The organism is Brevibacillus laterosporus (assembly GCA_007833815.1).
Lineage (GTDB): Bacteria > Bacillota > Bacilli > Brevibacillales > Brevibacillaceae > Brevibacillus_B > Brevibacillus_B laterosporus_D.
In genome coordinates this window covers 3,451,196-3,477,896 of the sequence record CP033464.1, presented here as the reverse complement: position 1 = coordinate 3,477,896, position 26,701 = coordinate 3,451,196, and the positions used below count along the sequence as shown (strand labels likewise).

General features: G+C 41.1%; 15 protein-coding genes and 1 pseudogene. 5 read left to right on the top strand and 11 right to left on the bottom strand.

The features are described 5' to 3' along the window. Positions 1-187: 187 nt before the first annotated feature. The 3 genes from EEL30_17880 to EEL30_17870 all read right to left on the bottom strand — a co-directional run bounded on the left by EEL30_17880 (position 188) and on the right by EEL30_17870 (position 4,455). Positions 188-1,600, bottom strand: coding sequence for a 6-phospho-beta-glucosidase (locus tag EEL30_17880; protein QDX93996.1), 1,413 nt, complete (start codon positions 1,598-1,600; stop codon positions 188-190). Positions 1,601-1,626: 26 nt separating this feature from the next. Then, positions 1,627-3,489 carry a PTS beta-glucoside transporter subunit EIIBCA gene (locus tag EEL30_17875; protein QDX93995.1) on the bottom strand — a complete coding sequence of 621 codons (1,863 nt, stop codon included), beginning with the start codon at positions 3,487-3,489 and terminating at the stop codon, positions 1,627-1,629. Positions 3,490-3,594: 105 nt separating this feature from the next. Continuing rightward, positions 3,595-4,455, bottom strand: a complete 861-nt coding sequence (locus tag EEL30_17870) for a PRD domain-containing protein (GenBank protein ID QDX93994.1) — start codon at positions 4,453-4,455, stop codon at positions 3,595-3,597. A 698-nt stretch (positions 4,456-5,153) separates the two neighbouring features. On the opposite strand from EEL30_17870, the gene EEL30_17865 reads away from it, so the two are divergent. Further along, positions 5,154-5,339 (top strand): hypothetical protein, encoded by a 186-nt coding sequence (locus tag EEL30_17865; protein QDX95812.1) that lies wholly within the window; start codon positions 5,154-5,156, stop codon positions 5,337-5,339. A gap of 835 nt (positions 5,340-6,174) precedes the next feature. On the opposite strand, the gene EEL30_17860 is transcribed toward EEL30_17865, so the two are convergent. Next, positions 6,175-7,128: an RNA methyltransferase gene (locus tag EEL30_17860; GenBank protein ID QDX93993.1), complete on the bottom strand. Its 954-nt coding sequence runs from the start codon at positions 7,126-7,128 to the stop codon at positions 6,175-6,177. Positions 7,129-7,433: 305 nt separating this feature from the next. On the opposite strand from EEL30_17860, the gene EEL30_17855 reads away from it, so the two are divergent. The 4 genes from EEL30_17855 (at position 7,434) to EEL30_17840 (ending at position 9,288) form a co-directional block, all read left to right on the top strand. Continuing rightward, positions 7,434-7,631, top strand: coding sequence for a hypothetical protein (locus EEL30_17855; GenBank protein QDX93992.1), 198 nt, complete (start codon positions 7,434-7,436; stop codon positions 7,629-7,631). Between the two features lie 8 nt (positions 7,632-7,639). Then, positions 7,640-7,969 carry a transposase gene (locus tag EEL30_17850; GenBank protein QDX93991.1) on the top strand — a complete coding sequence of 110 codons (330 nt, stop codon included), beginning with the start codon at positions 7,640-7,642 and terminating at the stop codon, positions 7,967-7,969. Then, positions 7,954-8,478, top strand: a complete 525-nt coding sequence (locus tag EEL30_17845) for an IS3 family transposase (GenBank protein ID QDX93990.1) — start codon at positions 7,954-7,956, stop codon at positions 8,476-8,478. Before EEL30_17850 ends, EEL30_17845 begins: the two co-directional genes overlap by 16 nt. A 585-nt stretch (positions 8,479-9,063) precedes the next feature. Then, on the top strand, positions 9,064-9,288 hold the full coding sequence (locus EEL30_17840) for a hypothetical protein (GenBank protein ID QDX93989.1): 225 nt from the start codon (positions 9,064-9,066) through the stop codon (positions 9,286-9,288). A 16-nt stretch (positions 9,289-9,304) separates the two neighbouring features. Here the strand turns inward: EEL30_17840 and EEL30_17835 are convergent, their stop codons facing one another. From EEL30_17835 to EEL30_17805, 7 genes and pseudogenes are all read right to left on the bottom strand, one after another. Continuing rightward, positions 9,305-9,631, bottom strand: a complete 327-nt coding sequence (locus EEL30_17835) for an aspartyl-phosphate phosphatase Spo0E family protein (GenBank protein QDX93988.1) — start codon at positions 9,629-9,631, stop codon at positions 9,305-9,307. A 168-nt stretch (positions 9,632-9,799) separates the two neighbouring features. Next, the gene (locus tag EEL30_17830) at positions 9,800-10,162 is read right to left on the bottom strand and encodes a hypothetical protein (GenBank protein ID QDX93987.1); all 363 of its coding nucleotides are present in this window, start codon (positions 10,160-10,162) and stop codon (positions 9,800-9,802) included. A 116-nt stretch (positions 10,163-10,278) separates the two neighbouring features. Then, on the bottom strand, positions 10,279-10,737 hold the full coding sequence (locus EEL30_17825) for a hypothetical protein (GenBank protein QDX93986.1): 459 nt from the start codon (positions 10,735-10,737) through the stop codon (positions 10,279-10,281). A gap of 203 nt (positions 10,738-10,940) precedes the next feature. Then, the gene (locus EEL30_17820) at positions 10,941-11,306 is read right to left on the bottom strand and encodes a hypothetical protein (protein QDX93985.1); all 366 of its coding nucleotides are present in this window, start codon (positions 11,304-11,306) and stop codon (positions 10,941-10,943) included. 686 nt (positions 11,307-11,992) lie between these two features. Then, positions 11,993-12,049, bottom strand: a pseudogene (locus EEL30_17815) (hypothetical protein). A gap of 418 nt (positions 12,050-12,467) precedes the next feature. Then, entirely contained in the window at positions 12,468-19,715 is a 7,248-nt protein-coding gene (locus EEL30_17810; GenBank protein QDX93984.1) for an amino acid adenylation domain-containing protein, read from the bottom strand. Between the two features lie 16 nt (positions 19,716-19,731). Beyond that, positions 19,732-26,136, bottom strand: a complete 6,405-nt coding sequence (locus tag EEL30_17805; GenBank protein ID QDX93983.1) for an amino acid adenylation domain-containing protein — start codon at positions 26,134-26,136, stop codon at positions 19,732-19,734. Positions 26,137-26,701 lie beyond the last annotated feature (565 nt).

Sequence of the window (26,701 nt, the reverse complement as noted above, 5' to 3'; positions counted from 1 at the left end):
ACGTTGCATATTAATATTCTCCCCTTGAGCAAACAACAAAAACAGACAAAACCGTAATGGTAGTGTCCGTTTTCAATATAATTATACGAAACATTCTCATTTTTTTGTTTTAGGAAAAAATAAATTTCTTAATTAAAAGTTGATTGAATGTGGTGTGCTACTACTTAAACAAAAGTGTGATATAGAATTAGTCTAAATCTTCACCATTAGAGGCAATGACTTTTTTATACCAATCAAAGCTCTTCTTCTTATAACGTTTTAAGGTTCCGTTCCCATCGTTATGTTTATCTACATAGATGAAGCCATAACGCTTTTTCATTTCGGCTGTTGAGGCACTTACTAAATCAATTGGTCCCCATGTGGTATAGCCTATTAAATCAACTCCATCAGCAATCGCCTTTTTGATTTCAGCAATATGGTCTCTGAAATAATCAATTCGATAATCATCATATATGGTGCCATCTGCATTTAGCACATCTACTGCCCCAAAACCATTTTCAACAATGAATAGAGGTACTTGATAGCGATCATATAACAAGTTTAAGGTTATACGTAATCCTCTCGGGTCAATTTCCCATCCCCATTCGGATGCTTTTAAGTATGGATTTTGAACACCACCAAGCTGTAAATTACCAGCAGAAATTTCATGTTCATCAGGTGATGCAGATGCTGTGCCGCTATTATAATAGCTGAAACCTAAATAATCCACTTTATAAGAGCGAAGAATCTCTTCATCACCAGGTTCTATTGTGATTTGTATTTGATTTTCAGCAAAATATGCTTCCGTATACGACGGATAATATCCTCTCACTTGAACATCAGTAAAGAATACTGTTTCACGGTCTAGCATCATCGCTGTCCATACATCTTCAGGATTACAAGAATAAGGATAGGTGGGCGCATAGGCAAGCATGCAGCCAATTTTACTATTTGGTATAATTTCATGACCTGTTTTCACAGCTAAGGCACTAGCGATAAATTGGTGATGTGCTGCTTGATATTGAATATTTTTCTTATTATCCCCTTCTTTAAAATCAAGTCCACCACCAGTAAAAGGAGCATGAATCACAAAGTTAATTTCATTAAACGTTAACCAATATTTAACTTTTTTATATCGCTTGTATAATGTCGTTGCAAAATTTATATAAAAATCAATAAGTTTACGATTTCGCCACCCTCCATATTTTTTTACTAAATGAAGCGGCATTTCATAATGAGAAATGGTTACGATGGGCTCAATTTGATATTTTTCTAATTCAGCAAATACGTGATCATAGAAAGTTAATCCTTCTATATTTGGTTCAGACTCATCACCATTTGGAAAAATGCGAGTCCAAGCTATACTCATACGGAAGCATTTGAACCCTATTTCAGCAAAAAGAGCGATATCCTCTTTATATTTATGGTAATAGTCAATTGCAGTATGATAAGGATAATATCCATTTAATGAGAAATCTGGCGGACTGAAGACACCCTTTGGTAGTACATCCGCTGTAGAAAGTCCCTTGCCACCTTCTTGGTAAGCTCCTTCTATTTGGTTTGCTGCTGTTGCTCCTCCCCATAAAAAGTTTTTGGGAAATGGTTTAGAAAAAGTCTTCATGTTTTAATCCTCTCCTAATTCATTCTTTATTTAAGTACTGTTAATAAATCGTCATTAGTAGAGACAGTTTGAGTCGCCGTTTGAATAATATCTAAAAAATGACTTGTGTTTGTCACAATAATAGGTGTTATCGTTTGGTAACCTGCTTCTTTAATTTTGTCGATTTCAAATCGAATTAATGTTTGACCAATTGATACTGAATCACCTGTTTCTACGAGCTTAGTATAATACTTTCCTTCTAATTGAACGGTATCAATTCCTACATGAATCAGAATCTCTATTCCATCATCTGATGTAATTCCTACCGCGTGTCCAGTTGGGAAAATAGTAGTCACAGTTCCGTTGACTGGAGAGATCACTTCACCCTTCGTAGGTTCAATGGCTGCTCCTTTACCCATTGCCCCAGATGAAAATACTTGATCGTTCACTTCTGATAACGGAATTACTAGTCCAGATAATGGGCTGTTGATTACATGTTTGTTTAATACTTTATTAGCTTCAACATTATTACTTCTAGGTTCATCCTTCACCTTTTGTTTCGTAGTTGATAGTTTATCTTCATAGCCAAAGAAATAAGTAAGAAATGCTGCTCCACCAACCGTAAGTAAAATCATGAAGAAATAAGGTAACCATGGAGTTGTAGAGCCACCTAGTGTAAAGACACTATGCAGAACAAAGGCATTTGCTTCTGCTTTAAATGATCCAATAAATGCCCCCCCGACAGCACCGACAATAATGACATAAGCAATCGTACGTTTATGAGTTAAGATTAAACCATAGATAATTGGTTCTGTTACACCAGAAAGTAAACCAGTAAGTGTCGTTGATCCGGCTAGAGATTTTAATTTTTTGTCTTTAGATTTTAAGAAAATACCTAAAGCAATTCCCATTTGTGCAAATGTACTTGCTGCCCACATTGGATCTATTGGGTCTCCACCATTAATTAAGTTTTCAATACTCATTGGAATGAGTGCCCAATGAAGTCCGAAGATAACTAAAATAACCATTGTACCACCGACCACTGCACCGGTCAGTAACCCACTGTGTTCACTTAAGAAATTAATACTAGAGGTGATCATGTTTCCTACATAAATCCCGAAAGGTCCAAATGCAAGAACTGTTAACGGAACAATAATAATCAATGCAATCATTGGAACAAGAAATAACTGTAAATCTTTATGAATAATCTTTTTTAAGAACTTTTCTAATTTGGCATAAATAAGTACTGCAATGAAGGATGGGACGATACTTGAAGAATAATCCATCATTACGACAGGAATTCCTAAAAATGAAGTAGCGTCTCCATTGCTCATTAAATTTGTAAAATTAGGCTCTAACAATGCAGCACCAATAATTCCACCCATATAACCATTTGCACCGAGTTTGTTAGCAAGGGTAATACCAATCATAATGGGTAAAAAGTATAATATGGCATTCCCAGCTGCCGAGAGAATTCCATATGTACCGCTTTGTTCAGAAAGAACATCAAGCATAACTAATAACGCTAATACTGCTTTTAACATTCCAGCTCCAGCAAGTGGTGCTAACAATGGTGTAAATGTACCAGAGATTAATTCAAAAATTTTTGCTGTGAGCTTTACCTTTTCTTTAGGTTGGTCATATGAATCAGCGGATGTATTTTCAAATTTTCCTACTTGAACTAAGTCTTTGTACACATCTGCAACATGTGAACCAATTACAACTTGTATCTGTCCCGTACTCTCAACGACACTAAGAACATCGTCTAAATGTTCTAGTTTTTCTTTATTTAGAAGAGATTTGTTATTTAGTTGGAAACGAAGACGTGTAGCGCAATGGACGACGCTTTTGACATTTTTCTTTCCTCCAACCTCTTGTATGATTTCTTTTACTAATTGTTCGTACTTCATTCTGTACACTCCTTTATGAAAAAATCACATATATATAAAGAAAAACCTGAAATTGAAACTATGTATATATACATAAGCTTCAACTCAGGTTTTGCCTGCGAACAGTCACAATCCTGTAGATTGATTATCTAGTTCCCTTGTAGTAACACGATGGATATGAATAATAAAATAAATAATATCATCTTTCGTAAGTTGTTTATTATAGTTTGATTGTAAATACGTTATTACCTTCTCTGTACAGCGGAATGCTTCAGGATAATTTGCCTTAACTTGTTCAAATAACAAATGATCTTCGTCTACCAGTTGCTCATTACGAGAGAGACGATAGGCAAAATATCTTAAATGTGTAACAAATCGATTATAGTTTATCGAGTTTTCATTTAATGCTATCCCAAAATGATATTTGACAATGTTTAGAATATCACTTACTACTTTTGTAACCCTTATGGTTTCTTCCATTGCTTTATTATCTTGTTGTGCATTAATCAAATGTAAGGCAATAGAACCTGCTTCTTCTTCTGGTAGTTCAAATCCAGTATGATCTTTAACCATTGTAAGAGCTGTTAAGCCAAGCTCATACTCCATTTGATAAAACTTTTTGATTTCCCAAAATAAAGGGTTTTTAATAACCTGTCCCTTTTGAACCCGATTAATTGTGAAACTAATATGATCTGTTAAGGTAAGATAAATATTATCACTTATTGGGTTGGTAATTTGTGTTTTCACATATTGAACAATCTGAGCAGTAAGTTCGAAATGTTCAGTTGGGATTTCATTGATTAATTGTAATAATTTATTTGATGTTTGATTTTCATTTTCTAACACAAATATTTTATCTATTATAGCTTCATCGATATATTCACCAACTTTTTTTTGGAAAGCAATCCCTTTACCCATTACAATCATTTCTGTTACATCTCGGTGTACGAAAGCCACATTGTTGTTAAAAACTTTTTTTATGAGCATATATCATCACCTTATTGGGATTCTAAATATTGATTACTATGCAGTAGATTTTGGTTATAAAAAAACCTAAATTACATGGAATCAGCATTTTAAAAGCTGATTCCAGAATAATTTAGGTTTTGCCTGCCGAACAGTCACAATCCATTTGAATTTATGTACCATGATTATATCCGACTGTATTAGCAATTTCAATCCTTTTTTGTAATTACATAATATAACCATTTTATTAGTAGCGATTATATTTACTTGAATATGGGGACCCCTATAACCACTCTCACCCCCCTTACAGGTTGAGTTTGTTCAAACACAGTAGATACCAATAATAGGAGACATCGCCAAGCGATCTTGTCGTATAGGATATCTCTTTCTATTCGGAGACTTTCCTAACTATTTTTTTAATCATTCCCAACAAAAAAGAATTCCAATTGGTTTTGTTACCTGACTGCCTTACCTCCCATCGTTTTCATTGGACTAAAAGGTTTTGTCACGTAATCGTCTGCTCCCATTTTTAACCCGTTATCAGGCTAGTCCTAAACCAGATCCCTTCCTTAGCATAGCTTTTAAAAATTTCGTATTCTTCATCTACATTTTCATAATGTAGTCAGATTCAATGTGTTAATTATTTAAAATGATAGCTACCAAGGACAAAAATCTTGCCCACCCCTGTTATTCCATCAAGAAAGCTCCTCGCTAGTCCTATGTTTGTTCGACATGTTAGAGATTTCCCTTGTAGTATTCGAGTTAATTCAGGATTCTTAAATGCGGAAATTAAGGTAAGAGGATTCCGTGATACTACCCTTCCAGCTAATATTACAGTACGAGTAAGAAGAATTAGTGATTTACACGCTCGAATCACAGTGAGGAATCCACAATATGACCCTTGAATAACAGAAATAGAATCAGGGATGTCTTTCCCCTTATAAGTTTTATTTACTTTCACATCGGTAACAGTGTAATAAAATGAGTGAGCAGTGAGTAAACAGTGAGCAAAACAGGTAGAGCATTAGAGCAAAACGGCCATGTAGGATAGATTACGAGACAAAATAAACAAGTCAAAATCAAGTTTATCCGGAGTAGTAGAAAGGATTTTGTCCTTCTATCGCTCCTTTTTTCTTTCCATTGTCCCATATTTCAGTTCTTATTCATTAGCTATATGTGAAAATACCCAAGAAATTAGCTGAAGATGTATCTTACATAGTGTAATTTACCCACTAAAAATAGTATAATATAAAATTTTTGTAATATTATTGAAATTTTCAGAACTATCTATCATAATAACGATATTGATAGATTTTACTCCTATCATGTAAGTCTAGTTATGAGGAGGGTGAATGATGAAAAAAGTAGTAAAAATTACGGTCAACAATGAAAAAGTAGCTGAACTTAAAGTGATGCATCATCCAATTATTACCTCAGCTTGTAAAAAACTTTAATGTTTAAGGCAAGAGCACGTATTGTATGAAGCGTGCTCTTGTTTTCTTTTCGGAAGAAGGTATTTCTATTAATTGAAGAAGTGAGAGGATAAAATGAATTCCTTTCCTAAACGAACTGTATCCAGACGGGAAAAATCGTGTTGTGAACGCGTCACAATGCCCGTTATGGTGTGCGGCAGATATGCTCTGTATTTCCTGCTCGTCTAACACGATACGTGGTATACGTTGTGACTCTTTTTGGTAAGTGATGATCGCTTTCTTGCGCTGCGGCAACATTACGCTAGATTCACGCACAAACCAGAATTTGTCTAGTGAAGTTTCCCTTCTTGGCTACACAGCGATCTGTAATCGTCAGTCCAGCATCTGCGATCATCACGTCAATCGTTTCAATTGTGATAATGATCGCTTTGGTCGCAATGCGGCGTGTATGCTGAAGGATCGATAGCTGTTCCTCTGGCGTAGTAGTGGAGAATAGATTATAGGGCATATCGATAATAGCTACATCGTAGTGTGAAGAGATTTGTGATATGGCCCCTAAGGTGATTTCCCCTTCTAGTTCAAAATAAGCAAGGTTCTCTCGGGCCCCATGAACGACAAAGGGATTGATATCTCCACCAACAATATCGATTCCCATGGAGAGAGCCTCTACAAGTACGGTTCCAATTCCGCAGCAGGGATCTATGGCTGTAATGCCTAACGGATGGGGAACGGCAATATTAGCAACAGCTCTGGCTACACGTGTGCTCAAAGCAATGGAATAACTGCGTGGTTTCTTCATGTGGTGAAGCCAAACCGCTTTATTCTTTACATAGTGACCAAAGAACCACCGACCTCCGAGGGTAACGAGACCAAATTCATGATCAGGGTGATGGACGTCAGATTCTCCGGTAATATGCAGTCCCATTTCCCGCTCAATGGCGCGGCGTTCAGGAAACTCTATTTTTTCTGAGACTTCCAGATCATTTGTTTTAACAAAAATGACCTTGAATGTCGATTCAAGCATGTCGATCTGTTGTACTTGTTCTAATATATCGGCAATGCTGTCGCCCTCGTAGAGCAATTCAATGCGCTCTTTAATAAAGGGGCTGCGACTAGGATCTATGGAAATTGTACTTTTAAAAAGGTTAGCCGGGGGTTGCATTCCAAAAAGGGAGCGTAACTCTAATTGGCATAAGGATTGTTCATCCTCACGGCATGCATACGTGTATATATAGTTAGGGATCGAGCTAAGATTATTCAATTCAGGTTCATCCTTTTTTTATGTCATTTTTTATAGTAGCCTCAACCATATCATAAATTTCATCTATTGATGCAGATCAAGGTAACAAAATGTATTCAACTATAGACTAGAGATAGAAACAGAGCTGCTGTTAAATTCATTCGGAGGCGATTTATATGACGACCGTTAAATTTCAATTAGAAACTGTAGTTGCCAAAAACAACTAACATAAATTTACAATTGAACATAAAAAAAGACTGCTATCTTCTCTCTGTGTATAAAAATAGAAGTACCACCAACCACTTCTACGCAAAGGAGAATCCAGCATGTCTCATACGTTTAAGGTAGCACACCAAGAAAATTTGAGCAATATCCTACGAGATTGGAAATTACCTCCTTACTTCTCAAAACCAGTCATGAACCACATGCTTCACTATTTAGACGGTATACTCAGTAGAGATTTTACGGGTACACTTACTGATATGTATCGTGAAAGCCGACACAATCGGGATCGAGATCCTTAAGTTACTTCCTGACCCACAGTAACTGGGGTGAGCAAACGCTTCTCCGTATCTCTCAACAACGTGCTTGGCAGCAAATTCAACAAAAAGCGAATCGTTCACAGACGCCTATATTCGTTATCCTTGATCTTACTACCAAAGTAATTGAAATCTTCCATTCCAGTCGCCAGAATTATGGTACACGCAAAATCAAAGTAGAGTTGAAAAAACAGGGCTATGTTGTATCAAGACGCCGTATTGGAAGGATTATGAATGAGCAGGGTTTGGTATCATCCTATACGGTGGCTCAATTTAAGCACCATAAGACAACATGCAATGATCAACGATTCATAATGAGTTAAATCGAGAATTTGATCAAGATGAAGAAAAAGCCGTTATTGTTAGTGATTTAACATACGTAAGGGTCGATCAAAAGTGGAATTATGTATGTTTATTTGTCGATCTCTTCAATAGAGAAATCATTGGATATAGTGCTGGTCCTAACAAAGATGCACAATTAGTCTATCGAGCATTATCTTCTATCCCCGGCAATTTAGAACGTATTAACCTCTTCCACACAGATCGAGGAAACGAGTTCAAAAATAAATTGATTGATGTAGCATTAGATACATTTAAAATCAAACGATCACGAAGTGTAAAAGGATGTCCGTATGATAACGCGGTCGCAGAGGCAACCTTTAAAATTTTTAAGACCGAATTTGTCAAAGGGCGTCATTTTGATAGTTTAAATGAATTGGAACTAGAATTAATGGATTATATCCATTGGTACAATCTTATTAGAATACATGGGACCCTTGGCTACAAGAGCCCCATTCAATATAAACTTGAACACCTTAAAAAAGCTGTTTAGTTTAGTGTTGACAGTCCAGGTTATTGGTTTATCTTGTAAGGTAATTAAGAGGGTTGCGTTTCTTTGTATTATAAGGATTCAAGAAACGACTCAATAAAAATAGTACGGCCGCTATCGAGTCCTTAGAATCTTTAGCGGTCTTACTATCATAGACAAACATATGAGCCGCCCCATTGAGGGGACGGTCTATTGTAGCGAAAAGAAATTTCCAAGGAAAGGAATTATTACATTGCCCTCATTCCAGAAAAATTACTTTTGTTTAAGGAGTGTACTCGCCTTTTTTCTCTTTTAATACAAAGATGCCGTCTGCCTCACCATATCTAGTCTCTAGTGGAAAGTAGTAATCAATTTCATCAACAGTATCCAATGACTTATCTGGTGTGCCATTAGAAATGTCAGTTATTTTATATACCCAGTCATACATTGTACCCCATGTATTGTATTTTATAGGCACAAATTCTATCCACGAACTGACAAGAGAGTTTTTTTCATTAGTTGATCAATCCTTCCATGTAATTTTTTGCAAAAAATATATTGACTGCAAATTGTGTGTAAGTTAGGGTGTTAGTAAAAAGGAGGGCAGATATGAACAGAAGAGCCGCAGGTGTTTATTTTTGTGCCATCGGAGCATTTCTAATAGCGGTACAGTTCCTAACATCAGCTATATATAGCCTAAGTGATAAGTGGGGAGAATTTCCGTTTGAAAAAATAATGGTATTTGTAGGAAGTATCCCCCTCTACTTAGGCTACTTCTTTATAGCTTTTGGACTCCTTTATATTTTGTGGAACGAATTGAGCAATAGAGACTGATACACTAATTTTGCAATCAACTGTATTGTATTTTTTGAAATGTAACAATGTACTCATCTAGTTGCTGACTCATTTGTAATACTGCTTGACTTGAAAATGAGCCTTCTTTGTAATACAACATCTCTAATTTTTGACGGAGGACTTCGCTCTGATCAAAGGGAAGAGAAGGTGAGTAATTGAGTGCTAAATTCAGGAGAAATATATCTTGATGATTTTTCCCCACATATGTTTCATATGTCCCCTCATTTTTAACTAAATAGATTTCCTGATAGCTATCATCCCTAGAACATGCTGCCAATGTAGTACCGATTAAAAAAAGGAAGACTAACAGAATTTTTTTCATTTTTTCAACCTCCTACAGATTAATAAAGCTCTCTCCATTTAGGTGAGAGCCTTGTAGTCGCTACTTAGTTAACCACGTAATATAGGTCGGATAGGTAACAGTGACATCTTTATTGCCACCCCCACCACTTCCACACGCCCTCGATATAACGAGCAGAAACAGCTTGACTTAGTTCCACTGATGTTTTAGGTGGAACACAACGCTGAATCCTGAAGCCCTTTCGACTGCATTTTCAGAACTGTAACCCATAGAACCTTGAAAAGCTTGTAAAAATCCAGCGGAAACGTTTGTATTGTATGCTGTTTTCTTGCTTCCCTTTGCGGTGAATGTATAGGTCACGTTTAACTTAGTATTATTATGGTAATCTTCTACTACTTCTGGTTTTAGACAGACATTTGCTTCAGACTTTTTGTGCCAAGTATTAAACAAGTCTTGAGCATCTATAGAATCAACGTTATTTTCCTCTCCCTCGTTGTATTCAATTGAACCTGCATCATCAAAATATTCTATGGATGCACTATTAATTTCCATAGCAAGTATTCCAAAGTGAGTACATATTTTTACAGCAAAACGTCCGAATTTTGGGTATTCGGACGTTAAGGCTTATACATATGAAATAATTGGTACTCAGAAAAACGCTGGTACATTTATTCGTTACTATAATAATGACTCTCATCATTGGAAGATACATATACAGTGACTTGCTTTCCCGACTCATTCACCCCAGAAACTACATAGTAAATTGGCGTTTTATTTTTTGCGTCTTCAGGAACCAGCTTCATTTCCTGATCTGAGAGCTGTCTAAGTTCAACTTTATTCACTTTCGACATTTGATATTTTTCTAAAGAAACTTTTTCTGCTTGTTCTTGGCTGATTTTTGCTCCCGTAGGCTCTGGTTTTTGTTCTGTGGTTCCTGAACATCCAGTAAAAAGTAAAGTGGCGCAACATATACTGATGAGATGCTTATGGTGTAACAGTGATAACCCCTGTGAATGTGGATGAATCCCACTTGACCCAGCAATCTTTAGGTGTGTTGCTCCACGTATTGTGGATAATAACTGAGCGATAATATCTAAGATCATCGTCAGCATCTTGATATTCTTCATATCCCACTCCTGTCACTGCGTGATTTCCATATGTTGGGTGACCTCCCAACCAAATAATGTCTGGTCTTTCATCGTCCATAGCAGACTGATGTTTAGAAAATCTTGAACTGCTTGTATGCCCTTTTACCGAAACGTCTTTATAACCTTTGTCATTCCAGTATGCCTCTATTCCATCTAATGTGTCATCCCAACTTGTTGCGTCTTTAGAGCAACCTTTGCACAATAGCATTTTGGGAAAGCGGTCCCTCACTCTGTAAATCTTCTTCTTGTATCAGTTGTTTTGAATGTAAATCCTCAAATTCACCTGAATCAATTTTTTTATAGTGCATTAGGGAACCAACATAGATTCGTTCACTTTCATCGACTCCACTATATGGATGCTCCCCCTCTCTTGTAGACTCTAATATACCGTCATTTCCTTCATTTACTCCATAAATAACATAGCCACTCTCTTCACCGTTGGCTGTGACTGGAAATAAATACGTAGTAAGATTCCCATCAAAATCATATAAGTCTGATGTATCCTCAAGTTCTGCATCTTTCCAATTTTCATGAGAATTTTCAGCCACAGTTTCAAATTAGAACAGCTTTTTTTATTTTTCTCATAAAAACAACTCCATTCAATTTTTAGTTTGTTGGGAATTATGTAAATAATCACAAAAAGGAAATCTATCCGCCAACTCCAATTGACTCTGTTGTTTTGTTTTTGCGTCTTCCGAATTCCAATATAGGGGTCGCCATGTCTTTGTATCGTGCTTATTCATTATTCTCTCTAGCATCCTATTCCTTGAAGACTTCTAGGAAGGCTTCAAAACTTTGTTTATTATAGGTTTCTTTGCAATGATCGAATGACTATTACTCTGCTTAGAAAGACAAGAAGCGAAGAACATAAAATAAGCAAATACGATCCAAATGGTGTAACTAATAATCAACAACGTGAAGAAATCAGATAAGAACTTCCTTGGATGACCCTGCTGTTTCTTGATCGTATTTCAGATCACAAATAATAAAGTAAAAATTAAAAAAGGAGTATGATGAAATGAGTCTTTTATTAGGTAAAATTGTATTAGACGTAACTCATCTACTTTTTATTTTTCAATGTTGTTAAAACCCTGTTTCTTTATTCGCTTTATTATAGAATGTAATACTATTTTCAGTTTCAACTGTTTCATATTTTCCTGTCCAGCTATTAGGGAGTTCGATGTTGAAATTGTTATTAGTTTTTTCATAAATTATGTTTTGGGCTTCATTTTTACTATCCGTGCAAGCAGTAAGTAAAGACAACAGAACAAGCACCAAAATTAGTACATTTGCTATTTTTTCAAATCGAAATCCTCCACCGAGAAATTAAGCTATTAGTAAATCCAATAAAAGAGAGCATCGTAAAAAATCGTCATCTCCACATTTAAGCTTTTCGATGGTACATTCTTTATTGTCGTTAGTATATAGATTGCTTTCACCAGCCAGTTTAAACTGCATCGCCATTAAGTATGACTCAACCAGTGACGACTGTAAAAGATAACTTTTTTTGTTAGAAATATTCCTTAAAATGAAATTAACGGTAAATTATAAATAATATATTTTACCATATAAAAAAAGTTACATGTAACGATTAAGTGAAAAGTTCAAGGGAACGACAAGTTCTCTTGAACTTTTCTTAAAATGAATGTAATACGGTTGGCTCAGGTTGCTTACCTAATATTCAAATGATAAGACTTGTTTACGTTTGTCTACTTGACAGGGGTACGGCCAGAGTTGTTGTGCTTGTGTAATAACTCCTCAACTGTTGCATCTGGATGTTCGATGAAAAGCTCTATCATGCTTTGGTAATCGCGCATCATTTGAGTAATCGCTTCGTCTCGGAAAAACTGCTTAAAGTACGTAGCGTGGATAAAGAGGTGGTCCACTCCCACACCTGTATCAAGACGCAACGGTGTGCTTTCATCGTAAATGGCAAGGGCCTTTTCATACTGGTTTTCGAAATCAAAGTCTGGTCGGTTGAACAGTTCGGGAACATTTATACTGAAATAGGAGCCAAGGTTCTGGAAGATCATGTAGTTAGAGAACAATGGCTGATCTGCTGGGAAGTCAATTAGCTTGCGAATCGTTTCGAGCGAGATGTAATCAAACTGGGTTAGCTTCTCTTGCTTGTCACGGATGGTTCCTAACCACGGGATCAATCCCATATCTTTCTTGATCTCTATCCGCAAAGGCAAGGTGTTGATACAAGGACCTGCCACGGTTTCCGCGCCTTCAAAAGCGGATTGCCGGCCACTGGACATCATGCCGTAAACGATTGTGGTATAGCCTGTATAATAGCTTTGTAATAAAGCCCACGCCCCTTGCATCAAGATGTTGGTGGTAAGATGATGCTTGGCTGCTAGTGCTTGTAATTTTTGTTGACAAGACTTTTCAATAAATAAATCTTGTTTCCCGAAACCAACTCTTGTGTGGTCAACGGTATTATCCGGTACACTTTCAATGAGTGCGATTGGTGCCGTATAACCTTTCAACTCCTCCTGCCAGTAGTTCTCTGCTTCTATATGGTCTAGTCTTTGAAGCCAATCGATGTAATCATGATAAGAACGGCGTGACCCAGTCTCAAGCTGATTTCCCTGGCGTAACGCATAATAGCGTTGTAGGAGATCGATCAGGACAATGAAGTGAGTCCAGCCATCCATAAGCAAATACGAAGCAGACATGATAATTTGATATCTACGTTCGCTTATGCGGAAGAACAAAATCTTGTAGGTGGATGGACGACTAAGATAAGTGACGTCATTTGCCAGAATAATTTTCTGTTGTGTTTTTCGAAGGGCTTCTTCCTGCTGTTCTTTTGTCATATGCCGCCAATCGACAAACTCGACGGGAATTTGGGCACTCTTACGAACGGCTTGAACCGGATGCGGTAAGCCTTCGTAAAGAATGCAGGTTCGTGTCACCGGATAAAGCTTCCCTACTTCCTGCCATGCCTCCTTCATCTTGTTTTCATCCATATCATCATTCATAACAAAGACCATGTTGACAAAGAATTTTCCGGATTCGATTTTTTCCAGATGTCTTGCCAGCATAAATTTCTGAAGAGCGGTCAGTGGGTAGGCATCTACGATCTCTTCATCTGTTCCCACAAGATGATCAAAGTCACTTCTATTCAGTTTGACCAGCGGGTAATCATAGTCTTTTTCCGTGTCATCCTGTGCCGCTTCTTCATTTTGGACAACGAGCTGTACGCCTTCCGCAAGCTCTGCGATGGTTTGATTCTTAAAAAATTGGTCAGGGGTACAGAGGTAGCCTTGCCGTTTCATCTGGGAGATGATCATGATCGTTTTAATCGAGTCTCCACCGATTTCGAAGTAGTTCTGATTAACCCCAACACTCTCACACTGCAGGATATTTGACCAGATGGTGGAGAGAATCCTCTCAACCTCGTTTCGTGGCGGAATAATTTCGTCAAGCATTTCTACTACGGCAGGTACACTTGGTAACGCCTTTCGATCGAATTTTCCGTTAGCAGTGAGGGGAATATGCTCTATCTCCAGGAAATGCGCCGGCACCATGTAACGCGGAAGTTTTGCTTGCAGATAGCTGCGTAATTCAAGCATCATTGTTGCTTTTTCTTCTCTTTTGTCAAAAACGACGTAGGCAACCAAGCGCTTCTCCCCTGCCTCATCTTCATGAACAATCACCACCGCTTCGCGCACGGCAGTGTGTTCTGTTAATACGGCCTCGATCTCTCCTAGTTCGATCCGGTAACCACGAATCTTCATCTGCTGGTCCATCCGTTCCAGATACTCAATTCTTCCATCCGGGAGATAACGGGCCAAGTCTCCTGTTTTGTAAAGGTGTGAAGATGGAAAAGTAGCCGATGAAGGGAACGGATTTTCGATGAATTTTTCGTCTGCCAAATTTGGTTGTCCAACATATCCAGATGTAAGTCCGATCCCGCCAATATGGATTTCTCCTGCTACACCTACGGGAACGGGTTGCATGTGCCTGTCCAAAATATAAATCAAGGTATTTGGCACAGGACGTCCAATGTTTACTTTTTCGCTGACCACTTGTCTGGTGTTGGAAATGCTATAAGTGACAACGCAGGTCGACTCTGTTGGTCCATAGTTGTTACTGATCAGGAACGGCAGTGCTTTTTTGGGATAAGCTCGCAGTTTGTCCCCGCCCATACAGATCATGCGCAATACGATTTCTGCTGGCCAATCCAGGTCCATCAATAATTCAGCCATCGGTGTCGGTGCGCTAGCAAATGTAATCTTTTTCTCAATCAACCAGGTTTGCATCTTTTCAGGCGAAAGTCGCGTTTCTTCATCTGGTATGAACATGCATGCTCCTGCTATCAGAGATGGCCATACTTCCAGGGTAACTCCGTCAAAGCCGAGACCAAAGGTAAAGGTAGAACGATCCAAATTGGTAAGTTCGTGAGACTCGATAAACCAGTGGATGAGGTTTGCGACAGATTTATGTTGGATCCGCACACCTTTTGGTCGCCCGGTAGAGCCAGATGTATAGATGATATAGGCACTAACATGGTCATCCATCTTAACTTCTGGGTTCTCACCGCACAGTTGTTCGATTTGTTCCCACTCACGATCAAGAACGACCAGCCCGCCTTGTGGAATAGGCAAGTTGTTCATGAGTGATTCAGTCGTCAGCATAACCAAAACGCCAGAATCCTTTACTTGATAATGAATTCGTTCCGTCGGAATAGCAGGATCAATCGGCACATAGGTTCCGCCTGCCTTAAGAACGGCTAACATTCCGATGATATACCATGGTGAACGCTCAACGCAGATGCCGACCGGAACTTCCAAACCTACACCCAATGCAATTAAATGATGGGCCAGTTGATTTGCTTGACGATTCAATTCATCAAAGGTAATGGATGACGACATCTCCCCCCACATGATCGCGTTATGATCAGGGTATTGCGCCACTTTTTCTTCAAACAGATGATGGATACCCTTCCCAATCGGATAGATCCGGCTGGTTTGATTCCACGTCAGAAGCAACTGTTCTTTTTCTAACTCTGTTAACAACGGTAAGGTTTCAATCGACTCATCGGGGTTCGTGATGATTCCTTCTAACAGCATTTTGAAGTGACCCATCATGCGATAGATGGTTTCTTCTGTAAACAGCCCAGTATTGAACGCTACATTTCCCGTCAATCGGTCTTCCGTAAGCACCATTTCTAATGTCAAATCGGATTGAAGCGCATCCGTTTCAAAGAGAAGCGGAGAAAAGGTTAATCCGGGAAGCTCCAGGTCTGAAGCTGGGGTATTTTGCAAGACAAACATCACTTGGAACATCGGGTTGTGACTAAGCGACCGCTCTAGGTTCAACTCGCTAATCAGGTGGTTGAATGGCAGATCTTGATGCGCATATGCTTCCAGGCATGTGGTCCGGACTTCTTGGATCAGTTGGCGGAAAGACAGATTCTCCTCTATATGGTTACGGATGACGAGGTTGTTGACGAAAAAGCCGATCAACTCTTCAATCTCTCTGTTGTTGCGATTGGCCACCGTGGTACCTACACAACTGTCTCTGTCTCCGGAATAACGGTAGAGCAGGACTTTAAACGCCGCCATCAGCGTCATAAACAGAGTAGCCCCTTCTTTACGGGATAGCTCTTGCAATTGCTTTGTCACTTGATGTGAAAGAGAGAACGGAACTTGTTTCCCGTGTAATGTCGGCTCAGACGTACGTGGATAATCGGTCGGTAAAGCAAGCTGACCTGAAACCCCTTCCAGCTTTTGTTTCCAGTAGTCAACCTGTGCTTCCAGTGAGCCTTCCTGATGACGTTGGTGTTGCCACTTGGCAAAATCCCCGTACTGGATAGACAGCGGCGGGAGTTCAACTCTTTCTCTTGCTGCGAAGGCTTGATAGAAAGTCGTTAATTCTTGGTTGAAAATACTATGGGACCAGCCATCGGTGATAATGTGGTGATAATTGATCAGCAAAACGTGTTCGGTTTCGGTAAAACGTAAAAGCTGGCAACGGAACAACTGATCCGTTTGCAAATGGAACGGCTGGTTAAAGCCCTTCATCACTTCTTTCATGACTGTCTCCCGGTCCGTTTCCTCAGCCTTCTCTTCTAATGAAAGAACAGGTATGCTGTACAGTTGAGCAGGTGCAACCCGTTGTACAGGTTGGTCGTCCCGAAAAGCAAATGTGGTACGTAATATTTCATGTCGCTTCATGATTTCTTCGATGCTTCGCTCCAGTGCCCTGACGTCCAATCTACCTGTTATGGAAAAAGCATAGGGCAGATTGTATGCTGTATTTTCAGGATTCATCTGATGGAGGAACCATAGGCGTTGCTGGGAAAATGACAGGGGATACTCTCCTTGCGTGACAGCATCGCTGCGTTGAATCAATGGTGTATGAGCGTTCTCATCTGTTTCCAACTGTTTGATCAGATTCTTTTCAACCAAACCAACAAATTCAGAAAATAAATCAGCTTCGAAAAATACCTGCATATCCATCTTGATCGGAAGTACACGTTCCAAACGGGAAATCAGTTGGGTGATCAGCAGAGAATCCCCGCCCATCTCGTAAAAGCTATCCTCAGCCGAGACCTGTTGCACACCGAGGACTTCTTTCCAACATGATGCCACTTTTTGCTCAATCTGTTTGGACAGAACAGTCGGTGAATGAGCGGGGTCGATCTCTTCTGCCGTGACAGCTTGGCTGGTAATTGCCGTCTCCGCTTGTGCTTGTGCAAGTTCCGACAGCGCGCTTTGTGCATTCGTTTTCGGTCGGTCAATAAAGTAACGCTTCCTTTCAAATGGATAGGTGGGGAGCGGAATTCTGAATCTTTCTTCCCCTTCGTAAAGGGAACCCCAATTTACCTCAACCCCTTCCAGCCAGAGGCGACCAAGGGAGCTAAGAAGAGAGTGCATAGCGGAGAACGGACTCTTTTCTTTTTGCTCTGTGCCGATCACAACCAGAACGTACGTTTCCTTTTCTTCAAGAATCCGTACCTGGTCTTGAAAAAGGTTTGAACGAACACGTTCTCCTTCCTTCACGTATGCCAAGGCATGCGCAAGGAACTCATCAAGTGATAGTTCATTGGTGAAATAACGGGCCACATACTCACCAATCCCTTCACCAATTGCCATATCTGGTTGCACTCCCCATGACAGCCAGAGATGTGCCACAGCATAAGGAACGACTAATTTCGTCAACTCTGCCGCAAGAGTATCCTGCTCTGCTTCCCCTTCCGTTAACAGATATGAGTGCATATTGATCCCCGTTGTGGACTGTAATTTTTCTGCTACTAAATCAAGATGGCTTGAAAATATCGGCTCTATACTGTACATCTCTCTTGCCATTTGTCGTAATACCTCTGATTCACCCGTGAACAAGAAGGCGACCGGACGTTTCGCTACGGTTCCATCGTTCTTATAGACTCGTTCAGACGCTTGATCTGTCAGAGCAAGGATAGCGTCCTCCATACTACGGCACACAACGATACCTCTGTGGTCAAACTCTTTGCGTCCCACTTGTAAGGTATAAGCTACATCCGAGATGTTCACATCAGGATATTTTTCAAAATGGTGGACTGCTTGGATTGTGGCTGCTTCTAGTGCGGTGTCGGTCTGTGCTGACAGGACGAGCAGATGATATGGACGCTCAGAGGATTGCGCTGGTATGTATGGTGCTTCTTCCACGATGACATGTGCATTGGTCGCCCCGATTCCGAACGAACTTATTCCTGCACGGCGCGGCGTTCTTTTGCTCTCCCACTCAGTCAGTTCTGTATTTGGATAAAACGGACTGTTGGCAAAATCTATTTTCGGATTTGCTTCGGTAAAATGGAGCAAAGGAGGTAGCTTTTTATGCTTGAGAGCCAGAGTCGTTTTGATTAATCCTGTTACGCCCGCTGCTGTATCAAGGTGTCCAATGTTTGCTTTTACCGAACCGATGGCACAATATCCCATTTTCTCTGTACTTTGCCTGAATGCTTGGGTGAGCCCTTCGATTTCCACTGGATCGCCTATGGGCGTGCCTGTTCCGTGTGTTTCGACATAGGTAATCGTATCCGCCGTTATATTGGCCATGTTGATCGCCTCTGCAATTACATCTGCTTGTCCAAGAGCACTGGGCGCGGTAAAGCCAAGACGAAGACCTCCGTCATTATTCACCGCTGAACCACGAATGACCGCATGAATTGTATCTCGGTCTGCCAACGCATCCTCCAATCGTTTGAGTAGAACGGTTCCGACTCCGTTGCCACCCACCGTTCCTTTCGCTTGGCTGTCAAATGCGCGACAATGACCATCTGGCGAGAAAATCATGCCTTCTTGGTACAGATGCCCCTGCTTTTGCGGAAAAGAAACCGCACTACCGCCGGCAAGGGCCATGTCACATTCACCACTTAGCAAGGATTGGCATGCCAGATGGACGGCAACGAGCGAAGTGGAGCATGCTGTCTGCACACCCACACTTGGTCCCCGAAGACTAAGCTTGTAAGAAACACGGGGGGCGAGAAAATCCTTATCATTGCCAACGAATAAGGAATATTCATCAAGTGTCATCTGATGACCAGTAGATAAGAGATTCGATATGAGATACGTGCTTGCACCGGTTCCAGCATATACTCCGATTCTTCCTTCATATTTTTCTCCGACATAGCCCGCGTGTTCCATGGCTTCCCACGCACATTCCAAGAACAGTCGCTGCTGCGGATCAGTAATCTCTGCCTCTCGTTGACTGAATCCGAAAAAGGAGGCATCAAAATACTCCGAATTACTCAAATAGCCATTTGCCCTGACGTAGTTGGGATTTTTTTTAACAAGTTCCAGATCAATCCCGGACTCAAGCATTTCTTCCTCACTATAAAAAGTAATCGATTCCACACCTTCTGCCAGATTGGTCCAAAATTCTTCGATATTTTTTGCTCCTGGGAAACGACTGGACATGCCGATGATGGCTATCCCGGTTTCAAGCAAATCCTTATCAATCATTACCTCTACCTCTTTTCTATCTATGTTTTCTGGTTTGCCGCATACGACGCATCGACTCTTTACGTGTATCAGCCCGTACCTGCGAGTGCTCCAGAGATTGAACCGAATTGTTTCCTAGATGTTTAGATAGGGTGGAAATTGTTGGGAACTTGAAAATATCCATCAAAGCAACCTCTGTTTGCAGAACAATTTTTGCTCTCTCCACCATCTCGATACCCAGCAGAGAATGTCCCCCCAATTCAAAGAAGTTTTGATTTACGCCAACTTTTTCAATCCCGAGAAGTTCTTGCCAGATGACAACTAACTTTACTTCCATTTCGTTTGTAGGTATAGCGTAATCATAATGGAGCGGATCCTGTTTTGGTTTAGGGAGTGCATTGCGGTTTATCTTCCCATTCGGTGTCAAGGAAAAAAATTCCATATGAACAAAATAGGCTGGTATCATGTAAGACGGGAGGGTTTGCATCAGAAGGAGGCGAAGTTCAGCCGCCGAAATCACTTCCTGGCTGACATAGTAAGCAACAAGTGATTTTTCTTGACCGGTTTCTTCTTGAACCGTGATAGCTGCCATGTGAATCGCTTCGTGTCTAAGCAACATCACTTCAATCTCACTCAGTTCAACCCGATATCCACGTATTTTCACCTGATCGTCTGTCCGTCCAAGGTGCTTCACGTTGCCGTCAGCCAATCGCATAGCCCGATCACCTGTGCGGTAGAGTCTCTCCCCTTCTACAAACGGATTAAGAATAAATCTCTCCTCAGTCAAATCTGCACGATTCCAATATCCCCGTGCCACTCCATCTCCGCCGATGTAGAGTTCACCTGCTACTCCAATTGGCTGTATCTGTTGATTTTCATTCAAGATGTAAAATTTAGTGTTTCTGATCGGTCTGCCGATAGAAACGGCCGTTGCATGGGTCAACTCGTGGATTGAAGACCAGACTGTCGTCTCCGTTGGCCCATACATATTAAACAGCCGTGCACACGTGACCTGTTGCAATCTGGTCAGCAATTGCTTCGGAAACGCCTCGCCACCAATGAGAATGGCTTCCAGATCGCTCAGACCCATTGCTCCATCTGTCTGATTTATGACCATGTTCATCCGAGACGGTGTCATTTGTAGCAGATTGACCCGGTGTTTTCTAAGCAATTGAGTGATCTGGGACGGGGAGACTTGTTGTTCCTCCGTAGCGATGATTACTTCTGCACCTGTGGTGAGAGGCAGTAACGTTTCCAACACAAAAATATCAAAGGACATGGATGTAAGCGACAAAATCACGCTCTGATTTGAGAAAGGGATTAGGTCAAGCATTCCCAACATAAAGTTGTGAACAGCCTTATGCTCGATCAAAACCGCCTTCGGCTTACCGGTAGAGCCTGAAGTATAGATGAGATAAGCCAGACTGTCTGATGTTGTACACTCTACTAAATTGGAACTTTCTTGTTGGCAGATATCCTCACCATCTATGAGGATGATATCTCCCCTAAACAAGAGCGGGATTTCTTCCTGTAAAAAAGCTGTTTGCGTCAATAGGACCTTGCTTCCGCTGTCTTCGAGCATATACATGATGCGCTCTTGTGGATAATCCGGGTCAAGTGGAAGATACGCTCCACCTGCTTTTAACACCCCAAGAATCCCGATGATCATCTCTAGCGAACGCTTTACCATGATGCCGACGATGCTTTCCGTTGTTACACCATGGGTTTGGAGATGCCTGGCCAGTTGGTTGGCGCGTTCATTCAATTCCTGATACGTTAGTTGATGATTCTCGAAGCGGACGGCCACATGATCAGGAATAAGAGCGGCTTGCTCTTCAAAGAGTTGCTGAATGGTTTTGTCCGCTGGATAAGGCGTCGGTGTTGGGTTATAAGCGACAAGCAGTTTTTCTTTCTCTTCATCGGTCAGCATGTCGATATCTGCCAGGTGAATATGTGGATTCTTCACAATTGCTCGTATCAATTGTGTGAAGTGAGTGGACATGCGTTCAATCGTCTCACGTTTGAACAGTTTGGTGCAGTAGTTCAAAGCGAAGCTAAGGGATTCCCCACCTTCCGTCACTTGGAAAGTCAGGTCGAATTTGGCCGCATCAAAACCTGCTGGGTAAGAAGAGATAAGGGCCTCTCCCAAAATGAGGTCGGATCTTGTTTCTGCATTTTGCATAACAAACAGCACGTCAAAGAATGGGTTTCGGCTCAAATCACGCTGAACACCCAGCTTTTTCACCAATTCTTCAAACGGATAATCTTGATTTTCAAAGGCATGCAGGGACGTTTCCTTCACTTCCGCCAAGAAGGTAGCAAAGGTTTTCTCCCCCACCGGATAAGAACGTATGACCAAGGTGTTGAGGAACATACCGACCATAGACTGCAAGTCATTGTGTGAACGGCCTGCCGAAACGGTACCGACGAGGATATCATCTTGGTCGCTATACTTGGCCAGCAAGACCTGGAACGCAGCTAAGAGTATCATGTACATCGTTGTACCCGTGTGTGCCGTCAGTTCGTGCAGGTTTCGGCTCAATTCGGCATCGGTAACAAAAAAAACGGTGTCTCCTTGAAAGCTCTGTTCAGCTGGTCGTAGAAAGTCGGTAGACAGTTGGAGTACCGGTACCTCCCCTGAAAGATGTTGTAACCAGTACGATTCTTGCGCCTTCATCATCTCTGTCCGGTAGAACTCTTGTTGCCAAACCGCAAAATCTTTGTACTGGATACGCAGTTGTGGCAAATCTGCTCCTGCATACAGGTTGGACAGCTCGTCACATAAGGTAGCAATGGATACACCGTCTGAAATAATGTGATGCATATCGATCATGAACAGATGCTTATCTTTTGCATATGTCACAAGTTCAGCTCGGAACAATGGGCCCTGACCAAGATGAAACGGCTGGGTGAATAGATCGACGATGCTGTTCAGTTCTTCAGGAGATGCGTACCTATGAACCATGCAAAAGTCTACGGTTTCATGAATCTGTTGCACAGGGTCGCCGTCCATCCATACGAATCTGGTCCGTAAGCTCTCATGGCGGTTAATCAGGGCTAGGAGCGATGCTTCTAAACGTTCGTCGTTCAAGTGACCGTCAATCTTCCATACGTGAGGCATGTTATAGCTAATCGACACCTTTTCCAGTTGGCTCATAATTAGCACACGTCTTTGTGCGGCAGACAGGGGGTAGTAGTCACTTTTTTCAACCGGTTGGATTACTCCTAAGCCTGTCTCCTTCTCTATTAGAGTAACTGCCACTTCTTTTAATGAGAGTTCCAAAAAAGGAATCATTTCAGCAATAGTGGGATATTGGAAGACATAGCGGAGCGACAGCCTTACACCCAACAGCTTATGAATCTGAGAAACCAATACGTTCGCCTTGAGAGAGTGTCCGCCAATCTCAAAAAAATTGTCGTGAATACCGATACGCTCGATGTCCAACACATCTTGCCAGACCCTAGTAAGTTTAGCTTCTGCTTCGTTACGGGGTTTTACATATTTGTTACCTATGATCTGAGAGATGTCTGGTTTTGGCAGAGCACGTTTGTCTACTTTGCCGTTGGGAGTGAGCGGCATTTTCTCAAGTTGCACGAAATGGGATGGAATGAGATAACTTGGCAACTCGCTAGCTAGGAAATCGCGCAGCTCAGAGATCTTGACTTCCCGGGTAGCTACGAAGTAAGCGCAGAGATACTTTACTCCTTGGCTGTCTTCTTGAGCCAAAACGACTGCCTCTTGGATATCTGGTTGAACTAGGATTCCTGTTTCAACTTCGCCTGGCTCGATACGGAAACCTCGTACTTTTACCTGCTGGTCAGCGCGTCCGAGGAATTGGATGTTGCCATCTCCCATCCAGCACGCCTTATCGCCTGTGCGATAGATTTTTCCATCCGGAATGAATGGGTTATTGATGAACTTCTCAATTGTCAACTCCGGATTATTGAGGTATCCACGCGCCACTCCTGCTCCCCCTATGTAAAGTTCACCAGGTACACCGATGGGCTGCGGTTGAAGATGGTGGTCGAGAATATACATTGTCATGTTACAAAGGGGTTTGCCGACGGGGATACTGCCAATATATTCCAAATTATCTGCGGTTCCTTCAAAGAAGCTGGTGTCAATGGTCGCCTCGGTTACCCCGTAGCTATTGATGATGCGCATGGAATCTCCAAAATAGTCTACGAGTTTCCGAAAGTCCTCAACGACGCACGTGTCAGACCCGAGGATAAGCAGTTCCATTTGGGAAATGTCCAGACCATTCCTGTATATGTACTGGATCAACGGCAACACCAGCGCTGGTGTTGCCTCAAAGATATTGACTCTATGCTGCATGATTACTTCGTACAACGCTGGCGGGTCTAGTCTGACATCATCTGGACAAATGATAAGTTGTCCCCCGTTGAACAGCGCTCGGCTCAAGTCGCCTGCGAATACGTCGAAGGAGAAACTTGCCATTTGAAGCAGCTTTATCTCGAATGTGTCTAGCTTATACGCCTGTCTCCACGCATAAGAAACGTTTACGTAGTTGCGATGCTCAACCATCACCCCTTTTGGCTTTCCGGTGGTACCAGAGGTATAAATTAGATACGCCAGATCGTTTGGCTTTACAGACAAGTCAAGGTTGCTTGCATCGCCTTGGTAAAGATGCCCGTCCATGAGGTCAATGATCGAACCTGTCCATGCTAGGCCTTCATCCGACATAACTGTATCCATCAAATGCATTTGGGAAAGTAGCACTTGTACCTGACTGTCTTCAAGCATGTAACGGATACGTTCTACTGGATAGGTCGGATCGATCGGGATGTAAGCCCCGCCTGCTTTGAGGACAGCAAGAACGGCGATGACCATTTCTAAAGAGCGGTCAGCCATTATCGCGACGAGTTGTTCTGCACCGATCCCTTTTTTTAGAAGCACACGGGAAAGTTGGTTTGCTTTTTCATTGAGTTTACTGTAGGTAAGTTGTTCTTCATTGAACATAACAGCAGATCGTGCTGGGTGTTTTGCTGCTTGCTCTTCAAATAGTTGATGAACCGTTTGGCTTTCTGGATACGGTATCGGTGTTGGATTGAAGATCATAAGCAGTTTCTCTTTTTCCGTTTCCGTAATCATTTGCAAGTCGGCGACTCTTTTGTCTGGGTTTGTAATCGCATCTTTCATTAGATGCAAGAGATGATTAGTCATTACGCTAAGCTCTTCTTCAGTATATAGCTCGCATAAGTAGTCTATATCAATCGTCAGAATATCTTTATCAGGGTGTTCTTGAATGTACAGTGAAATTTCCTCAGTCAAATGACCGGTGAAAAGTTGCTCCATGATATACCGAACGCCTTCTCTCTGCTCGAATCCAAGTACCTGATACCCGGCATAAATGCTGAACAGCCCGTTGACATCTGAGTGATTTTCACGTATTTCCTGCACCAATTTGTTGTACGGATACTTTTGATGACGAAACAGTTTGGTTTGTTTCTTCGCAACACTGCGAATAAAAGAAAGAATATTCTGGTCGGCGTTCCCCTGCACACGAAATGGCATCGTACTTACCAACATTCCAATCATGTCTTTTTCTTTTCGTTGGGTACGGTTGTAACAATTAGTACCAATCGTGATGTCTGTTTGACCAGTCATACGGGAGAGATATGTATGAAACACGGATATGAACAAGGTGAAAAAACTAATGTTATGCTCCTTGCAAAATGTTTGGGCCTGTTTACGCAATTCTTGTGGCACAATAAAACGTTTTCGGTTCCCTCTGGTGCTGACTGAGGAGGTGTCCTGCATTTTGAGTCCCATAAATTCCGACCTTGTGGCAAATTCCTCGTGCCAAAATGCCCGATCTTTGGCAAATCGATCGGAACGTTCGTATTCGAGCTCTCCCTGGATATATTCTGTATAGGAAGCGGGGATGGACACCTTTGTTGCTTCTAATACATCAACGCCGCCAACCAGTTCAGTATAAAGGGTCATGATTTGGTTTACGCTCTGGATGTAAGCCGTACCGTCCGCGATGATATGATGGATTTTCAGGAAGATATAGCCCTGTTGTTCACTTACTTTTATCGTTGCGATTTCAAATAAATCCTGATCGATGAGTGGCAGTGGTGTCTCGATTTGATGTTGTGCCCAGGCGTACAAATTATTAGTATTGACCGCTCCACTAAAATCGTAGAATGGCAGTGAGGTTTTAACATACGGTGCAATATACTGCTGCGGTTCATTGTACTCTTCCTCCAATACAATTCGCAGACGGATGGATTCATTTAATTGGATAAATGCTTGAATCGCTTGCTCCAAAAGTTCGTAATCTAACTGGTTGGCCTGTACATTAATCAGACCGCCAATGTTAGAGATACTGGTATTCGGAAAAAATTCCTCAGTAAACCAGATACGCTTTTGGGGATGAGTCAATGGGTATGTTTCTCTTTCGTACACGCTCGCCATTTCCCCCTTTGTATAAGTAGCTCATTTTATAAATATTGAAAATTATTATTTTCCATCAAATTGATTATATTACAAAATAAGACAGAAACAAGCGATAAAACATTAATAAAATAATTGATTCAACTTTCTTAGCTTAATTAGCTAAACGACCCATTTGTATAAAACGCATTTCGTACACCTTTTAAGATTACACAAAGAAGACCAAACTCCATATAAACATAAGAAATAAACCTTAATGGAAGCATGATTCCAAAGCAATATATGGTCATTTACTATCATCGTATCCATACATCCCCCTCTGATTCAATTCTCGCTGCTTTAATAACTATTATATTTGATAATTATTCTCAATAACAACCAAAAGTGCGGGAACGACGAAAAACCCTTGCAGGGAAAGGGGAATGCTTGTTGGAAACCGCTCAATTAGCGAAAAACGTTTTTTGTCAATAATTCTATTGAAGTACAACCGCCGTCTCGCCGTCAGCTATTTTCCCGTTTGCACGAAAGTCCCTCCACATCACTTCAGCCTTGTGATTGTAGTCTTGGAGCAATGCTGGGCCTCATT